Annotated in this window: 14 protein-coding genes; 6 read left to right on the forward strand and 8 right to left on the reverse strand. The window is 61.5% G+C overall.

Features of this window, described 5'->3' with window-relative positions; translation table 11 throughout:
• Positions 1-2 precede the first annotated feature (2 nt).
• Positions 3-2378 carry a hybrid sensor histidine kinase/response regulator gene (locus NXS98_RS01665; RefSeq protein WP_283846726.1) on the reverse strand — a complete coding sequence of 792 codons (2376 nt, stop codon included), beginning with the start codon at positions 2376-2378 and terminating at the stop codon, positions 3-5.
• Positions 2379-2724: 346 nt separating this feature from the next.
• Between NXS98_RS01665 and NXS98_RS01670 the strand changes: the two genes are divergently transcribed.
• The 5 genes from NXS98_RS01670 (at position 2725) to NXS98_RS01690 (ending at position 7280) form a co-directional block, all read left to right on the forward strand.
• Positions 2725-4008 carry a lactate racemase domain-containing protein gene (locus NXS98_RS01670; protein WP_283846727.1) on the forward strand — a complete coding sequence of 428 codons (1284 nt, stop codon included), beginning with the start codon at positions 2725-2727 and terminating at the stop codon, positions 4006-4008.
• Between the two features lie 19 nt (positions 4009-4027).
• Positions 4028-4852 carry a TatD family hydrolase gene (locus NXS98_RS01675; RefSeq protein ID WP_283846728.1) on the forward strand — a complete coding sequence of 275 codons (825 nt, stop codon included), beginning with the start codon at positions 4028-4030 and terminating at the stop codon, positions 4850-4852.
• 17 nt (positions 4853-4869) lie between these two features.
• Complete coding sequence (locus tag NXS98_RS01680) at positions 4870-6009, forward strand: LptF/LptG family permease (protein ID WP_283846729.1); 1140 nt, start codon at positions 4870-4872, stop codon at positions 6007-6009.
• 9 nt (positions 6010-6018) lie between these two features.
• Complete coding sequence (locus NXS98_RS01685; RefSeq protein WP_283846730.1) at positions 6019-6648, forward strand: trimeric intracellular cation channel family protein; 630 nt, start codon at positions 6019-6021, stop codon at positions 6646-6648.
• A gap of 62 nt (positions 6649-6710) precedes the next feature.
• On the forward strand, positions 6711-7280 hold the full coding sequence (locus NXS98_RS01690) for a lytic transglycosylase domain-containing protein (protein ID WP_283846731.1): 570 nt from the start codon (positions 6711-6713) through the stop codon (positions 7278-7280).
• Between the two features lie 5 nt (positions 7281-7285).
• Here NXS98_RS01690 and NXS98_RS01695 read toward each other — a convergent pair whose 3' ends face one another.
• Both NXS98_RS01695 and NXS98_RS01700 read right to left on the reverse strand, forming a co-directional pair.
• Positions 7286-8155 carry a HEAT repeat domain-containing protein gene (locus tag NXS98_RS01695; protein WP_283846732.1) on the reverse strand — a complete coding sequence of 290 codons (870 nt, stop codon included), beginning with the start codon at positions 8153-8155 and terminating at the stop codon, positions 7286-7288.
• Between the two features lie 41 nt (positions 8156-8196).
• Positions 8197-9429, reverse strand: a complete 1233-nt coding sequence (locus NXS98_RS01700; protein WP_283846733.1) for a Gfo/Idh/MocA family oxidoreductase — start codon at positions 9427-9429, stop codon at positions 8197-8199.
• Between the two features lie 136 nt (positions 9430-9565).
• Between NXS98_RS01700 and NXS98_RS01705 the strand changes: the two genes are divergently transcribed.
• The gene (locus NXS98_RS01705) at positions 9566-11116 is read left to right on the forward strand and encodes an MFS transporter (protein ID WP_283846734.1); all 1551 of its coding nucleotides are present in this window, start codon (positions 9566-9568) and stop codon (positions 11114-11116) included.
• A 3-nt stretch (positions 11117-11119) separates the two neighbouring features.
• On the opposite strand, the gene NXS98_RS01710 is transcribed toward NXS98_RS01705, so the two are convergent.
• The 5 genes from NXS98_RS01710 to NXS98_RS01730 all read right to left on the reverse strand — a co-directional run bounded on the left by NXS98_RS01710 (position 11120) and on the right by NXS98_RS01730 (position 17106).
• Entirely contained in the window at positions 11120-12598 is a 1479-nt protein-coding gene (locus NXS98_RS01710) for a DUF2851 family protein (protein ID WP_283846735.1), read from the reverse strand.
• Complete coding sequence (gene rbsK, locus NXS98_RS01715) at positions 12591-13538, reverse strand: ribokinase (protein WP_283846736.1); 948 nt, start codon at positions 13536-13538, stop codon at positions 12591-12593. The genes NXS98_RS01710 and rbsK overlap by 8 nt, the downstream gene beginning before the upstream one ends.
• A gap of 18 nt (positions 13539-13556) precedes the next feature.
• Positions 13557-14540, reverse strand: a complete 984-nt coding sequence (locus NXS98_RS01720) for an ABC transporter permease (RefSeq protein ID WP_283846737.1) — start codon at positions 14538-14540, stop codon at positions 13557-13559.
• Positions 14530-16011 (reverse strand): sugar ABC transporter ATP-binding protein, encoded by a 1482-nt coding sequence (locus tag NXS98_RS01725; RefSeq protein WP_343214126.1) that lies wholly within the window; start codon positions 16009-16011, stop codon positions 14530-14532. Before NXS98_RS01725 ends, NXS98_RS01720 begins: the two co-directional genes overlap by 11 nt.
• Before the next feature lie 114 nt (positions 16012-16125).
• Positions 16126-17106 (reverse strand): sugar ABC transporter substrate-binding protein, encoded by a 981-nt coding sequence (locus NXS98_RS01730; RefSeq protein WP_283846739.1) that lies wholly within the window; start codon positions 17104-17106, stop codon positions 16126-16128.
• Positions 17107-17126: the final 20 nt, after the last annotated feature.

Genomic DNA, 17126 nt, shown 5'->3' on the forward strand with positions numbered 1-17126 from the left:
TGTCAGGAAGTGGCGGAAGGGGGCGGCGTGGTGGGGCGGGTTGCAGCGTAGGCATCCAGCACGGTGCGCAGCACCTGAGCCAGTTGCATGGGAGTATAGGGCTTCTGCAGAAAATGATGCCGGTGAAAGCCTGGCGTGGATTCCAGGAGCATCTGGCTGTTGAAATAACCGCTGGTGAAGAGGATGGGCAGATTGGGCCGTTGCTCCCGCAATTTTTGGGCGAGGGCCAGCCCATTAATGCCCCCGGGCATGACCATGTCCAGCAGGGCACCGTCAATTTGTTGATGGTGTTTGGCCCACAGGGCCAACGCCTCAGGGCCGTTGGCGGCAAGGATGACCCGGTAACCGTGCAAATTCAGAATATCCCCGGCCAACTGCCGCACAACGGCCTCATCCTCCACAACGAGGATGGTTTCTTTGCCATACGGCGCTGTGGGTAATCCCGGCGGGGTTGCCGCTTTCGGCGGTTTGGCGGCCGCCGGGGATTGCAGCGTGGGCAGATAAATCAGAAAGCAGGTGCCTTCGCCCACCTGGCTGCGCAACTCGATCCATCCCTGGTGTTGTTCGACGATGCTGCGGACGGTGGCCAGTCCCAGGCCGGTGCCCATGCCCAGTTCTTTGGTGGTAAAGAAAGGTTCAAAGACTCGCTGATGCAGGTCGGGCGGGATGCCGCAACCGGTGTCTTTGACCACCAGGCGAACATAGGGCGCCGGTGGTTGCTGGCCGGGCGGAGCCTCGGGGGGGGAGGCGGCCGCCACGCTGTCGGTGGCAATCGTGAGGCGTCCTCCATGCGGCATGGCGTCGCGGGCATTGACGGCCAGGTTGAAGATGACCTGCTCCAGCATCCCCACGTCTGCCATGATCATGGGCAGGGACGGGGCGGGATGAATTTCCAGGGTCACGTCCTCGCCGATGATGCGGCGCAGCATTTTGGTCACCTGCGCCAGCACATCATTGAGCTGAACGGGCGACGGTTGGAAGGCCTGCTTGCGGCTGAAGGCCAGAAGCTGGCGGGTGAGATTGCTGGCGCGGTCGGTGGCCTCGGCAATCTCATGCACGGACGCCTGCGCCTGGGGGGGAAGACCTGGCAGGCTGGCCAGCATCTCGGTGTGCCCCTTCATCACCGTCAGCAAATTATTAAAGTCATGCGCCACGCCGCCGGCAAGCGCGCCGATGCCTTCCATTTTGGCCGACTGGCGCAATTGCGCCTCCAAAGTCTTGCGGGCGGTAATGTCCACATCAATAAACAGCCAGCACGCCTCCAGCCCGACTTGCAGCGGCTCAACCGAGGTCAGCACATCCACCACGGCGCCGGTCTTGGTGCGCAACTGCAGCTCCATGTTGGTCACCGAGCCATGGCGCTGCAGGGTCATCATGAGCTGTTCACGCTGGGCGGGATTCACCCATAGCCGCAATTCCGAGGCGGAACGCCCGATCAATTCCTCCCGGGTGTAGCCCATCAGCTTGACATAACTGTCATTCACCTCGATGAAGCGCCCGTCATTTTGCGCGCAAATGCCAATGGCCATGGGGTTGGCGCGGAAAATGCGCTGGAAGCGCTCCCGGGCGTGGCGCAGCTCGGTTTCCAGACGTTTGCGGGCAGTGATGTCTTGTTGAATGGCGATGAAGTGGGTGATGCGGCCGCGGGCGTCGCGGATGGGGGTGACCCGTTGCTCCTGCGTGTAGAAACTGCCGTCTTTGCGGCGGTTGACAATTTCACCCGTCCAGGTTTTGCCGGCCAGAATGGTGTCCCAGTAACGCTGGAAAAAGTAACGGTCATGCCGTCCGCTGTTGAGCAGGCGCGGATTTTTTCCCAGCACTTCCTCCAGGGTATAACCGGTTTCCTCGGTGAACGCGCGATTGACAAAAATAATCGCCCCGGCGGCGTTGGTGATGACGACGGGATGCGGCAGCACATGCAAGGCGGCGGTTTGCAGGCGGGTGAGCAGGTGCAAATCATCCTGCGGGGCCAGCGGAAAGACCAGCGCCGCGCCTCCCACCAGCACGCCCTGGGCATCGGTGACGGGACTGAGAAAGAACTCGCACGCGATTGGTGCGCCATCGGCCCGCAGCAATCGCCAGGTCACCGCCTGGTGCCGGGACGGTCCCGCCTGCCAGGCAGAGCATATCTCCGGCCATTGCCGCCAATCTTCCGGCGCGACAAGCCGGGACATGGCCTGTCCGGGGAGGGCGTTTTCGGCTTGTCCTGCCAGCAGGGCGAAGGCTGGATTGGCCGCAACGCATTGCCCTTCCAGCGACCAGTGAATGATGCCGGCTTTGGAATGTTCAAACAGCGCACAGCACGCCGCCTCCGTTTGCAGCAATGCACGTGTAGCCTGATGCCACGGAGCCCACGATGATGGCTTTCCGGTGCCCATTAAATTTTTCCGGGATCGCGTCCCTGCAAAAACTCAGCCGCCTTTTCGCTCCTTACTCTACTTCGGCCTCTGGGTTTCTCTCCAATACGGAGAGCGCGCAGAGCGCGACGTCAACCTTGTTGCGGGATACGATTACTACTTGTGGCGGCATTGACAAGTCTGAATACATTTTGCTGCATCGGTATTTGTCCGACAAAGGGCCTCCCTTATTTCATGGATTGACTGCGAGCAGCCAGGAGCGCGCGGCACGCCACCTCCCGCTGGAGTTGGGTACGGCGCCATCCGCCGCCGGCGCAGTCGCTTTTTCTGGTTTTCTTTTGCGCCGCGGTCATTTTAGTGTTGGGTCATGAGTTTGTTTGCACAATGCGCGCCGCCTTCGCGCCAGGTGAAGACCGCCGAGGTCAGTGACGTGGTGGCTCGTGCCATGCCTCAGGCGGATTATCGCGGCCAACGGCTGTTGTTAATCATTCCCGACCACACCCGCACCGCGCCGGTGGGGTTGATGTTCAAGACCCTGCATGCCCACCTGGCGCCGGTAGTGAAATCCCTCGACGTTCTCGTCGCCCTCGGGACGCATGTGGCCATGACCGAGGAAGCCATTTGCGAGCGCCTGGAAATCAGCCTGGCGGAAAGGCGTGACCGCTACGGTCAGGTGCGGTTTTACAATCACGAGTGGGATAATCCGTCGGCCTTGCGCCAGGTGGGCACGCTTTCGGCCGAGGAAATCAGCCAGTTGACTCAGGGCCTTTTTGCCATGGAGGTGCCGGTGGAGGTCAACAAATTAGTTTTTGAATATGACCAGGTGGTGATTGTGGGGCCAGTTTTCCCGCATGAAGTGGTGGGCTTTTCCGGCGGCAACAAGTACCTGTTCCCCGGCGTGGCTGGCCCGCAAATCTTGAACTTCTTCCACTGGCTTGGCGCCGTGGTCACCAACCCGATGATCATCGGCAATCAGTGGACGCCCGTGCGCCAGGTGGTGGACAAGGCCGGCGCGCTGGTCAACGTGCCGAAAATTTGTTTCTGCCTGGTGGTCGAGGGACACGCGCTGGCGGGCCTGTACGCCGGCACGCCGGAAGGAGCCTGGGCGGCGGCGGTGGAATTATCCCGGCAATTGCACATCACTTACAAAGACCATCCCTATCACACCATCCTGTCGTGCGCGCCCAAGATGTACGACGAGCTATGGACGGGCGGCAAATGCATGTACAAGCTCGAGCCGGTGCTGGCGGACGGCGGCGAATTGATTATTTATGCGCCGCACATTACGGAGATTTCGCTCACCCATGGGCGGGTGATTCGGGAAGTGGGCTATCATTGCCGCGACTATTTCCTCAAGCAGTGGGAGCGCTTCAAGCATTACCCTTGGGGTGTGCTGGCGCACTCCACGCATGTGCGGGGCATTGGCACGTTTGAAAATGGCGTCGAACGCTGCCGGGCCCAGGTCACCCTGGCCACCGGCATCCCGGAGGACGTTTGTCGTAAAATCAATCTGGGTTATCGCGACCCGCGCAGCATCCAGCCGGAGGCTTTCGCCAACCGTGAGGACGAGGGCGTGCTGCTGGTGCCCAAGGCAGGCGAAATGCTTTTCCAGCTCAAACATCCGCCCGTCTGGGCGGGCGGCAGGGCATGAGGCCGCTTGAAGGAATGGTATGCCGATTTTTTACGACACCCACGCCCACCTGGACGACGGCAGTTTCCGGCGGGATTTGCCTGAAGTGCTGCAACGCGCGGGGGGAGCAGGCATTGAGCGCATCATTACCATAGGAGTGGATGAGGAGAGCAGCCGCGCGGCGGTGAAACTGGCCGAGGCGCATCCCCAAGTTTATGCCGCCGTGGGCTGGCATCCCAATCATGCGGCAGAAGCGCCGGCGGAAGTGCGGCCGGTTTTGCGCGAGCTGGCGCAGCACCCCAAAGTGGTCGCCATCGGCGAAATTGGCCTGGATTACAAATACCTCCCCAGCTTGCAGGGCGGGACGCCCGAAGACGATGCGCGGCACAAGGAGCGGCAGGCGCAATTATTCGCCCAGCAAATGGAACTGGCGGTTGAACTGGGGTTGCCCATCGTGGTGCACCAGCGGTTTTCGATGGCAGACATCCTGGCTCAGATGCAGCCGTTCGTGGGGCGGTTGCGGGCGGTGTTTCATTGCTTTTCCGAAGCGCCGGAGCTGGTGAAGCGGATTTTGGACATGAACTGCCTGGTCAGCTACACGGGCATCCTGACCTATAAAAATGGCCAGAATGTCCGGGAATCCCTGGCTGCTGCGCCGCTGGGTTCTTTCATGCTGGAGACGGATTGCCCTTACATGACCCCGGAGCCGTGGCGCAAGTCGGCGCGGCGATGCGAGCCGGCGTTTGTGGCGGACATTGCAGCCGTGGCGGCACAGGTCAAAGGCTGTTCCCTGGCGGAACTTTCCGCGGCTACCTGCGCGGCGGCCTGCCGCTTCTTTCACAAAATGCCGGCTCCCGAGGCTTAACCTGTCGCGGTCCCGCCGTGAGAACGTTGCACCAATACCTCGTGCGCCAGACCCTCGCCACCGTGGTGATGACGGTGGGGGTGTTCACCGGCATTTTGCTGCTGGGCAATGTGCTGCGAGAGGTCACCCTGCTGTTGTTGAACGAGCAGGTGCGCGCTGTGACGGTGTTCAAAGCGCTGGGGTTGCTGGTGCCTTATGTACTGGTGTTTGCCCTGCCCATGGGCCTGCTCACCGCCATGCTGCTGACCTTTGGCCGGTTGAGCGCCGAGCAGGAGCTGAATGCCATGCGGGGCGGCGGGGTTTCCGTGGTGTCGCTGGTGACGCCGGTGTTGTTGATGGCGGTGGGCTTTAGCTGTCTGAGCGGTTTTATCAACCTCTACCTGGCGCCGAGCTGCCGCATGGCGTACAAAGACATGCTGGCCGAGTTGCGGCAGGTGCGTCCAGCCACGGTGCTGACCGCCGGCCGGTTCGTCAAAGACATTCCCGGTTACATCATCTACGTCAGCAAGGTGACCGACGCCCAGATGCACGATGTGCTTATTTCCAAAGTGGACAAGGAAGGGGAGGTCACCACCATCCTGCAGGCGGCCAGGGGGGTGGTGGAGCCAGGGCCGGAGACCAATCAGTTTGTGTTGCGATTGTTTGAGGCCCGCGGTTCCACTCTGGAAAAAGGCGTGTTGCAGGCCATGCCTTTTTATGCCGGCGAGGCCGAGTTCATCCTCGACCTGCCCAAACAACGTGCCCGCTCGATCAAGCTGAATGAGATGACGTTTTTTGATTTGCTGGAGGAGCGCCGCCGCGTGGAGCAACTGATGGGCGGCGCCCTGGGCCTGGAGGCCAGACTTTTGCCCGCTGGCGCGCGGGACAAAGTCCTCGCGCCCTTGAAGGTGCAGCTTCACCATCAAGTGGCCTTCTCCTTTGCCTGCCTGGGATTCACGCTGATTGGCATTCCGTTGGGCATTCGCAGCCATCGCAAGGAAACCAGCGTGGGCGTGGCGGTGGCCCTGGTGCTGGTGCTGGTTTATTACAGCTTCTTCATTTTGGCCGACGCCCTGGCCACCAGGGCGCAATGGCATCCCTGGCTGTTCTGCTGGATTCCCAATTTTCTGTTCCAGGGCATGGGCATGTGGCTGCTGTGGCGGGTCAACCGGCAGTGAAATCTCCCTATGATCACGCCGTTAAAACTCCCGTTTTTATTGGAGCACTTTGCCGTGGCGGTCTCCGCCATCAGCGGGGTGCTGGCGGCGCGGGGCAAGCGGGTGGATTTGTTTGGGGTGCTGGTTCTGGCGGTGGTGACGGCTTTTGGCGGGGGCACGGTGCGGGATGTGTTGCTGGGGGATCAACCGATTTTCTGGGTGCGCCAGCCGGCCTATTTGTACAACGCCGTGCTGACGGCCCTGGTCATGTTTCTGGTGGTGCGCTACCAGGATTTGTCGGGCCGGGGCCTGCTGGTCGCCGATGCTTTCGCGCTGGCGTTGTTTTCCATTGTGGGGGCGCACAAGGCGCTTCTGTTCAACACGCCGCCGCTGGCGGCCACGGCCATGGGGGTGGTGACCGGGGTGGCGGGAGGCATGTTGCGCGATGTCCTGCTCATGGAAATCCCCCTGGTTTTCCGTCGGCAAATCCACTTTTACGCCACGGCCTCTCTGGCGGGAGCGGGACTGTTTGTGGTGTTGGAAGAATGGGTGCCGCACGTATCGCGCAACATGCTGCTGGGGGTCGGCGTTACCCTGGCCCTGCGGCTCTTGAGTCTTAAATACAAACTTGCCCTGCCGGAGATGCCCGAACGCAAGTAACCCGCCACGGGCCCTCAGTGAATGAGCGTGCGTTTTCCTTACACTCGTGTCAGGCTCATGCCGTGCGTTTAACCCGCTGGCAAAAATGGCTCTTGGTGATTGTAGCCCTGGGCGGCTTGCTTTGGCTGTTTGACCGTTGGCGGTTGTGGCAGGAAAACGCGCACGACAAAACCATCGCCGCCGCCGCGCGGAAATACGGTGTGGATCCCGCCCTGATCAAGGCCGTCATCTGGCGCGAAAGCCGGTTCGACCCCAAGGCTCGCGGCCGCCGGGGGGAAGTCGGCTTGATGCAAATCATGGAGCCTACTGCCCGCGATTGGGCCAAAGCGGAGAATCGCACCCTGGTTTTTCACACCGAATTATTCGACCCCCAGAAGAACATCGAGTGTGGCACGTGGTACCTGCGCCGGCTACTGTTACGTTATCCGCAAACCGATAATCCACTGCCTTACGCGCTGGCGGATTACAATGCCGGCCGCGCCAACGTGCTCAAGTGGCTCAATGGGCCGGCGGCCACCAACAGCGCGGCTTTTGTGCAGGCCATTGGCTTCCCTTCCACGCGAGCGTATGTCATTGCGGTCATGGAACGCCACGCGCATTATCGCAAAACGTGGCGTCCCCCCAAATCCTGAGCCCCTCAAAAGGCCACATTCAGCGCGGTCAGCGCTTTTTCTGCGGCTTCCTTGAGGTGCCGCTCCTTGGGGTCGGTGCGGGTGCGCTGGAAATGTTGATAAATCTTGACGGCCTCGCGGGGCTTGCCTGTGGCCGCCAATTTTTCGGCCAGCAGGAGGCAGGCATCGGTCATTTTAATTTTCTCGTAGTCATTGGCAGCGTCGGCCATTTTCAGCAGGCGGTTTGCATCCGATGCCTCGCCGAGCCGGGCCAAAGCCCAGCCTGCGGCCAGCCGCACATCCTGGTCCTGGTGGAACAGGAGCCGCCGAAGCGCTGGTGCGGCTTCAGCAACTTCCCAGCGTCCCAATGCCTGAATGGCCCCCACCAGGTTTCTGCCAGTGATTTGGGAAAGGCTGCGGGTCAGGGCACGGACGGCGGGCCTGCCCACAGCCTCGAGGCAGGCCAGCGCGTACAACCCCAGTTCTTCATCGCCTGCGAGTCTGGCCAGGTCGTTCACCTGGGCGGGGCCGGCAATCCATTGCAATTCGCGAATGAACAATCCCCGCGTGGCCTTGCTATAATTGGCATCCAACATGGCGCTGGCCAGCAGCCCGGCCAGACGCTCCTTGTGTTTCAACTGTTCGGGGCGCCCCACATACACCACCAGGCCATGCAGGACGTATTCAGCTTTGTAATTGGCAAAACCCGGGTCCGCCGGGTCCTTCACCAACCCGAGCAATTCCTTGAGCGCCGGGTCGCCACCACCGAGGATTTTCTGGTAAATCGGCTCGGCTTCACTCCAAGCCGGGCCGGTGAATTTGCTGGGCGTGCCGGGTTTATCCACTTCCGGCATTTGCTCGACCAGTGCTTTGATGTCCAAGGTATTGTCTGCCATAAAACCTCCGGGCATGGGATGAGGTGGGGTCTGGGTTGAGGTTACAGGTGCCACGGGGGCCGCATGGGCGGATTGACCAGCCGGTTGGCCTCTTCATCGCCAATGATTTCCTCCTTCACGGGGTCAAAGCGGATTTTACGTCCCACGCGAATGGCAATGTTGGCCAGATGCATGATGCATACTGTGCGATGGGCGGCTTCGGCGTGGCCCCCCGGTTGCTTGCGGGTTTTTACCGCCTCAGTGAAGTCAATCAGCGGCTCGGGGTCGGGCATTTGTTTGAGTTTTTGCCGGCTCTCCTCGTCCAAATCCTCCAAACGCACCGGCCGCGCTTTGAGCCGGTCATAATCCGGCCCCCATTCGCCGCTGACCAGGACGATGGTAAAGCCATTGGCATATTTCAGCTCCACCCAGCCCCACATGCCACAGACTTCGGGATGCGCCGGCGGGGCCAGCGCCTCAATCTCCACCGGCGCGGTATCGTCCACGCCGTAAGTCCAAGTTACGGGGTCCATGGCGTGCTGGCCCATGTCGCCCAGGCCGCCGCCCTCGTAATCCCAATAACCGCGATGCGTGCCGCCGAAACGGTGGGGATGATAGGGCTTCATGGGCGAGGGGCCGACATACATATCCCAATCCAGCCACTTGGGCACGGGTTGGGGTTTGGCATTGACGATGCCGCTCCATTCCTTGACTTTCAGCCCGCCCGCTTTGATGTACACCGCTTTGCATTCCTTGAGCAGGCCGCTTTTCATGATTTTGCGGGTCAGGACATCGCCCGGATTGCGCGCCGCGGAAAAACGGCCAAAGGTGCCAATCTGAAAGATACGGCCATAGCGTTTGGCGGCGTTCACCACGGCGCGCCCTTCGGCGATGAAGCGAGTCATCGGTTTTTCGCACATGACATCCTTGCCGGCTTCCATGGCCATGATGGAAATCAAAGCGTGCCAGTGCGGCGGCGTGGCGATGGCCACCACATCAATATCCTTGCGCTCCAACACGCGGCGAAAATCGGTGTAGTAGCGTTTATTGTCGGCCCGGTCTTTGAAGCGCACGTCGCACTCGACCAGTTTCACCGCATTCAGCCCCTTGAGGTTGTCAAAGGTGCCGGGGCCGCGCCCGCCGCAGCCAATGAGCGCGCCGCCCACCGTTTCACTGGGGGGCGGCACACCAGGTTGCCCCAAAACATGGCGGGGGATGATGGTGATGGTCGTCAGACCGGCAACAGCTCCTTTAATGAAATGCCGGCGGGACGTCCGCAGTGGGATTCTTTTCATACCCTGTCATCGTGCCACGCGCCGCCTGGCGTGGCCAGCCCATAATTGGTCCGGTGCCGCCTCCTTGCAGCAAGGTTGTAGTCTCAGTCTGGTGGACAATCCCGGCGGGTTATGCCACTTTTTCGGCGCGCAACGCATGAGCACCACCGAAAAACCAAGATTAGGCCGCACCTTCTGGACGCTGAACGTCATTGAAATGTGGGAGCGGCTCGCCTTCTACAACCTGCGAGTCATGGCGCCGATTTACATCATGCAGGCCGATGACCCCGGCGGGTTGCATCTGACGGCGGCGGACAAGGGCACCATCTATGCCTGGTGGGCGGTGTTTCAATCCATTCTGCCGGTATTCACCGGCGGACTGGCGGATCGGTTTGGCTACAAGCGCACCCTTACCTTTGCCCTGAGTCTGATGATGGTGGGCTACCTGATGATTGCCTTGCTGCGCGATTTGGGCTTCATCAGTAATTTCTGGGCGTTGTTTATCAGCATTATGACCCTGGCCACCGGTACCGCCTTTTTCAAGCCCAGCATTCAAGGTTCGCTGGCCAACATCCTGACCCGGGCCAATTCCTCGGTGGGCTGGGGTATTTTTTACTGGGTGGTCAATGTGGGCGCCTTCATCGGCCACTTTTTACCCTCGCTTTTTCTTGTTTATAGCACGGCCTTTCCCGGGCCTTTTTATGCCGAGTCTCACTCCAAAGAGGCCTGGCGCAATCTTTTCCTGGCCTCGGCGGTGTTCACCAGTTTCAACCTCATGTTGTTGTTTTTCCTCAAAGATACGCCTTCCGGCGCCTCAGCCACCGAGTCGCCGCTCTCCGTGCTGGCGCGTACGGTGCGGAACATCTTTGAGCCGCGCCTGCTGGCCTGGATTGCCATCATGTCCTGCTTCTGGCTCATGATGTACCAGCTCTGGGATTTGCAGCCCAATTTCATCAGCGACTGGCTCGACAGCCGGCCGGCGGCCGAGCTGCTGCGGCGCCTGCCCGATTGGGCCTATAATTCCATGGTGGGCGACACCCCCCGGGGGCCGATGGTGCGCCAGCAGGTGCTGCTGAGTTTTAACGCCTTGTTCATCATCCTGGGGGTCATTGGCATGGCCTGGCTCACCCGCAAGATGCGCACCCTGGAAGCCATGCTCATTGGTATGTTGATGGCCACGGGCGGCATTGTGCTGGCCGGCTGGACGATGAACGTCTGGCTCTTGATTGCCGGCATCTTGTTGTTTTCGCTGGGCGAAATGCTCACCGGCCCCAAGAAAAGTGAGTACCTGGGTTTGATTGCACCGCCGGGCAAGAAGGGATTGTACCTGGGGTATGTGAACATTCCAGTGGGCGTGGGAGTTTATGCCGGCAGCGAGCTGGCAGGGTACGTCTATGGTCACTATGGCGAAAAGGCCGTGCTGGCGCTGCGATACCTGGCGGAGAAAACCCCCTGGGGCCAGAGCAAACAGTGGGACGGCTCCATCGCCACCCTGCAGGAGACGCTTGGGGTGACACGCATGCAAGCCATGGACAAGCTGGTGGAGGTGACAGGCTTGGACCACGTGCAGGCCACCCAGTTGTTGTGGGACACCTATTCGCCCCACGCCCACGTGTGGCTGCCCTTTGCCGCGGTTGGCATCGTGGCCGCGGTGGCTTTGTGGATTTTTGGCCGCATGGCCAGGAAATGGCAGGACATGAATGCGTGAGACTCAAATGTTGCGGGGGGCGGACGAGTCAGGGTGACGGCTCCCAAATTGCCGCACCAAGTCGGGAAAGAGGCACGGCTCGCACAGCGCATTGGCCTGGTCACAACAATCTCGCACAATTTGCAACAACCCCTGTTGTGCTGCCGCGGTTTTCAAGCAGGTGGCCCGGCTGCCGCCCAGCAGCCGTTGGCGGGCCAGCTTTAACACCGCGTTGTCCTGCCCTGCCGGCCAGCTTAAAAAACGTTGCTCGACGCGGCGGAGGCGCGAGCGGTCCCGGCACTCGAGGGCTTGCGCGTAGAACCAGGGCAGGAGGGCATTCACCGCCAAATCGGTGGCGCGTTCCTCGCCCAGCATCGGTTGCCGGCGGGGCAGCCGCGGAGAGTGGAGGCTCCAGTGCCAGTCCCAGAAGTCATCTTGTGCAGCCACCCCCTGAATCAGGGATGAAGTGAGCGCTGAAGCCGGCCAGTCCGTGTCAAACCATTGTTTGACTTGTTCTGTCCAGCGCGGCGCGGCCAGCCATTGGCCGGCCAGGGCCAGGCGGCGTTGGGGGTGATTGGCGGGGCGCAATCCGCCCAGCCGCCAGAGCGTGCGCGGCATGAGACAATCGGCAAAAGCATCACGTTCACGCCACCACCAGTCCCAGAGTTGCCGGGCATGCGCGGCGTTGCCGGCGCGGCCGTCCATGTCCGCGGGCAACAACCCGCTGACGCCCAATAACCGCGCCTGGCAGTGCAGGGCGTTGGAGCTGCCCGCCTGCAGGCGCTCCCGCATTTCGCCGAGGTTTTGCATCGGCCAGGTGTTGTGCTTGTAGCCCAGGGCGCGGAACACCCCCTCCCACAAAGCCTGCTCCCACCCGGCTACGCGCGCGCGATGCAGCAGTTGCAGGGCTTTGCCATGCAGCCGTACCAGCGCCGCCTGATGCAGCAGCTCGTCCCGCTGGGTTGCTGAAAGTTCCCGCCACGCGGCGGCGCAACGCCCGGCTTGTTCCGGTGGCAATTCCGGGGCGGCATCCGCCCCTATCCACGCCGCCAAAACCTCCAGCGGCGCCTCCAGGTAATCCTTCAGTGCCAGCGCAGGCAGGGCAGGGGAGGCCTGCGCAGGATTTTCCCAAAGGACATGCAGGACGACTTGCGCATAAGCCGGGTTGCGATCATGGCCGTGCTGGCGCCATCCGGCGGCTTGCACATCAATTTCCACATCACCCTGCCGGGGCAGGTCATTATCCAGTTGCAGCACGGCCTGGCGAAAATCCGGGCCGGGCTCCCGATTGCAAAATCCTGGATGAAGCACGCGCAATTTGCGCCCATCCAGCAGTCGCAGACGCTCGCGCTGCAGCCGTTGATGCTGCCAAATCCACTGTAACCAGCGTTCTGGCGGGGCTGCCGTGGCCGTTTCACGCAGCGCGGGCGGCGCCAGTGATTCGCGCCACTGCGCATAAAAAAGGGAGGCCGGCGGCTCCGCCATGTCGCGGGGGTCATTCATCCGCGTGTTGCCGCAAAAAGCGTTCGATTTCCTCCCGATAAGGCGCCGAAGGCTGTGCGCCCAGCCGGGTGACCGAAAGGGCGGCGGCTGCTTGCGCAAAACGGACTGCCGGCAACAAGGCCTGTCCTTCGGCCAAGGCCACGGCCAGCGCCCCATTAAAGACATCCCCGGCGGCCGTGGTATCCACCGCCCGGACTTTGAAGCCGGGCACATGCGCCGACTCGGCCCCGCTGGCCACCCAGACGCCACGCGCTCCCAAGGTCACCAACACGCTTTCCACTCCGCGCTGGCGTAGCCGCAAGGCCGCTTTTGCCGCGGCCCGGGGTGAGTCCACCTTGACACCTGTCAAGATTTCAGCCTCCGTTTCATTGGGGGTCAGAAGATGGATTTGCCGCAAAAGGGATTCCGGCAAGGGTTGGGCGGGCGCGGGGTTGAGAATCATCATGGCGCCGGCTTTTCTGGCCTGACGCACCGTTGCCTGTACCGCAGCCAGCGGCACCTCCAATTGCGCCAGAACCACACGAGCTTTTTGAATGGCAGGCACGGCGGCAGCCACATCGTGGCGGCTCAGCCGGCGGTTGGCGCCCGGCGCCACCACAATGCTGTTTTCGCCGTCGGCGGCGACAGCAATCAAGGCCACACCGGAAGGCTCCTGGGCATCGCGGACCAGCCAGCGGGTCTCCACACCATCCGCCTTGAAACCTTGCAGCGCCTGGTCACCAAACCAGTCCCGTCCCAACCGGCAAACAAAAGCCACCCGGCCGCCGGCGCGCGCCGCGGCTACGGCCTGGTTGGCGCCCTTGCCTCCGGCGGCCAGCGTGAAGCGGCCGCCCAGGAGCGTTTCCCCGGGGCGCGGAATCCGCGGGGTTTGCACCACCATGTCCGTATTGGAGCTGCCCACCACGACAATGCGGGGCGGGGGAACGGTTTTGGTTTTCATGCGAATCCAAAAATCCTGCTAAGCGCCTCGGCGCTGCGTGGCTCGGTGCCGGTACTGGTCAAAAATGACCGCCAAAACGATGACCGCGCCGGTGACCAGGCGTTTCATTTCGTCGCGCGCACCTTCCGCGGAAAGGCCGGCATTGAGCACTGCAATGATGAGCACACCGAAAAAGGTGCTGACCACCGAACCACGGCCGCCCATCAAGCTCGTGCCGCCAATGACGGCTGCGGCAATGGCTTGCAGCTCAAAACCGACCCCAGCGTTGGGGTTGGCCGATTGGAAGCGCGAGGTGTCAATGATGGCGGCCAGCGCCACCAGCAGGCCGCTCAACACAAACACCGCCAGCTTGATGGGCCGGGGATCAATGCCACTCAATCGCACGGCTTCCTGGTTGGTGCCAATGGCAATCATGTAACGTCCAAACACCGTGCGCGTGAGCGCCAGTTGCGCCAGCACCACCACCAAAAACGCCAGCCAGAAGGGGACGGACAACCCCAAAAAGGTGGTGCCGGCAATGCCTTCGATGGCCGAGCCAATATACTGGGTCTGGCTTCGGGTGATGGCATGCGCGCCACCGCGCGCCATTTCCAACATGCCCAGGGTGACAATAAAACTGGGTAGTTTCCAGGCCAGCGACACCAGGCCGTTGAAGGCACCGCACAGCACGCCGCCTAAAAGACCCGCTCCCACCGCCAGCGGCGCCGGCCAGCCCCATTGGGTCATGGCCACCCCCACCACGGCCCCGCAAAAACCCAGCACGGAACCGACGGACAAATCAATTTCTGCAATAATCAACACATAGGTCATCCCCACCGCCACCAGTAAAATGGAGGGAATTTGATTGGCGATGGCCACAAAATTGGTGTGGCTCAAAAAATGTTCCGTCCTCAAGCTGAACACCACCACCAATGCAAGCAAAGCCCCCGCCAGCCCGCCATATTCGGCCAGATACTTGAGCCAGGCCGGGCGTGAGTCGGGGCGTTGAATTTCATTTGCCATAAGCTGGTTGCGTCTCGCGCGGACTTAAATAACCACTTAAAGCCGCGTTCATTAAAGCGTCTTCGCTCCACTGACCGCGCATAAATTCTCCCGCAATCCGACCGGCGGACATGACCAGGATGCGGTCGGACAGCATCATCAATTCGCGCAAGTCCGAAGAAACCACCAGCAGCGCCTTGCCCTGGCCGGCAAGTTGCTGGAGCCACTGGTAAATCTCAAAGCGCGCTCCCACATCAATCCCGCGGGTGGGCTCATCAAACATCAATATCTGGCAATCCCGCATCAGCCAGCGGGCCAGCACCACTTTTTGCTGGTTGCCGCCGCTCAGTTCGGCCACCGGCTGTTCCTCACTCTGGCATCGCACCTGCAACGCGGAGAGCCAATGCTGCGTGGGGCCTTTTTCCAATCCCGGCCACAGCCAGCCCCCCCGGGCCAGACGGGCGAGCGTGGCCAGGGTGATATTGCAGCGAATGGGCAGGGGCAGTAGCAACCCCTGCTCTTTGCGGTCTTCAGTCAACAGGGCCAATCCCTGCCGCACCGCGTCGGCGGGCGAGGCAATGCGCGCCGGAGCCGCGCTGCCATGCAGATAGATGGCGCCGTGCTCGGGCCGGTCCGCGCCAAAAATCGCCCGTAAAGTTTCCGTGCGGCCGGAGCCTACCAACCCGGCCATGCCGACGATTTCGCCCTCCCGCACTGCAAAGCTGACGTCGCGCACGAGAGCCCCGCGTTGCAAGCGCTCCACCTTCAAGGCGATATTGCCCGGTGTGTGGCGCGGCCGCTCCGGCAGCGTGGCCAAATCACGGCCCACCATGTTGCGCACAATGTCATCCATGCTCAGCTCTGTCACCGGCCACGTGCCCACCCGCCGTCCGTCCCGCAAGATGGTAATGCGGTCTGCCAGCCGCCGGATTTCCTCCAGCCGGTGGGAGATGTAGAGAATGGTGGTCCCCTGCTGTTTTAATTGGCGCAACTGGTCAAAGAGACGCTCAATTTCCGGGTCGGTAAGGGGAGCGGTGGGTTCATCCAGGATTAATAGCGAGCATTGCTGGGCCAGCCCCGCCGCGATTTCCACCATTTGCTGGCGGCCAATACCCAGCGCGGACACGGGCGTCCAGGGCGACAGCTCACTCAACCCCACCCGCGCCAGCGCTGCCTTGGTCATGGCCTCCAGTTGTTTGCGGCGAATCCAACCGGCCTGGTGGGGCAAATCCTCCAGAAAAATATTCTCCGCAATGGACAGCGTGCGAATGAGGTTCAGTTCCTGCAAGACCATCCGCACTCCGCGCTGCTCGGCCTCACGTTTGCGACGCGGGGCGTAGGTTGTCCCCAGCAATTCCATGACGCCACCGGTGGGCTGCAGCAATCCCGCCAGGATGCGTGAAAGCGTGCTTTTGCCGGCGCCGTTTTCGCCGACCAATGCGTGGATCTCTCCCCGCCGCAGTTCCAGGTCCACGCCGTGTAACACACGCACCGGCCCAAAATCCATGGTCAACCCCTGCGCCCTGAGCAACGGCGTTTCACTATTTCCACGCGGCGCTGTCGGCGGTTGGGACATGCGCGGAGCTGGTGGTGGTTCGCGCGCGCGCTACTTGAGTGAGGCCGCTGTGATTAAATCCACCGGCGTTTCCCGGTCAGCCGGTGCGGCCTGCGTTTTGATCATCTCCAGGGCGTATTCAATGCCGTACACCGCCAACTGATCGGCGTGTTGGTCAGCCGTGGCCAGCACCCGCCCCTCCTTGAGCAACTGCCGCACCGCGGCGATGTTGTCATAGCCCACCACCCGGATGCGGTCGAGCTTGCCGGCGTCGCGCAAGGCCGCCACCACCCCCAGCGCCATGCTGTCATTGGCGCACAAAAAGGCTTTCAGATTGGGATATTCATTGATGATGGCCGAGGCCACCTTGTTGGCTTTGTCCGTCTCCCAATAGCCGCTTTGGGAGCTGACGATTTTCATGCCGGCGGCTTTCATTGCGTCCTCAAAACCTAATTTTCGCTGGATGGCGTTGAAGGCATTGGGCGCACCCTCGATGATAGCCACTTCATCGCCGGGCTTGAGTTGTTTGGCCAGGTATTCCCCGACCATGCGGGCGCCTTTGCGATTGTCCGGTCCCACAAACGGAAACTTCACCCCGCTTTGCGCCAGCACGCTTTCGTCAAACTTGTTGTCAATATTGACCACCCGGATGCCGGCCCGCTGGGCCTTCTTGCACACGGGCACCAGCGCCTTGGAATCCGCCGGGGCGATAACGATGGCATCCACCCGTTGTGCAATCATCTGCTCCACCAAATCAATTTGCCGGCCCACGTCCAATTCGTCCTTGATGCCATTGGCCAGCAAATCATAACGGTCGGCATTGGCTTTTTGATGCGCCTTGGCCCCGTTTTCCATGGTCAAAAAGAACTCGTTGGCCAAGGATTTCATCACCAAAGCGATGCGGGGTTTGCGGGGGGCGTCGGAGGAGGATTGCCGGCATCCCAGCGGTCCCAGGCACAGTGCGGCCACGGCCAGGCAGAGCAACACGGCGGCCGTGGCCGTCCGCCGCCGGTTCAACAGGATAGTGCGCATAGTTTACAAGAGAAGGGAGG

The sequence above is a fragment of the Fontisphaera persica genome (assembly GCF_024832785.1).
Taxonomy (GTDB): domain Bacteria; phylum Verrucomicrobiota; class Verrucomicrobiia; order Limisphaerales; family Fontisphaeraceae; genus Fontisphaera; species Fontisphaera persica.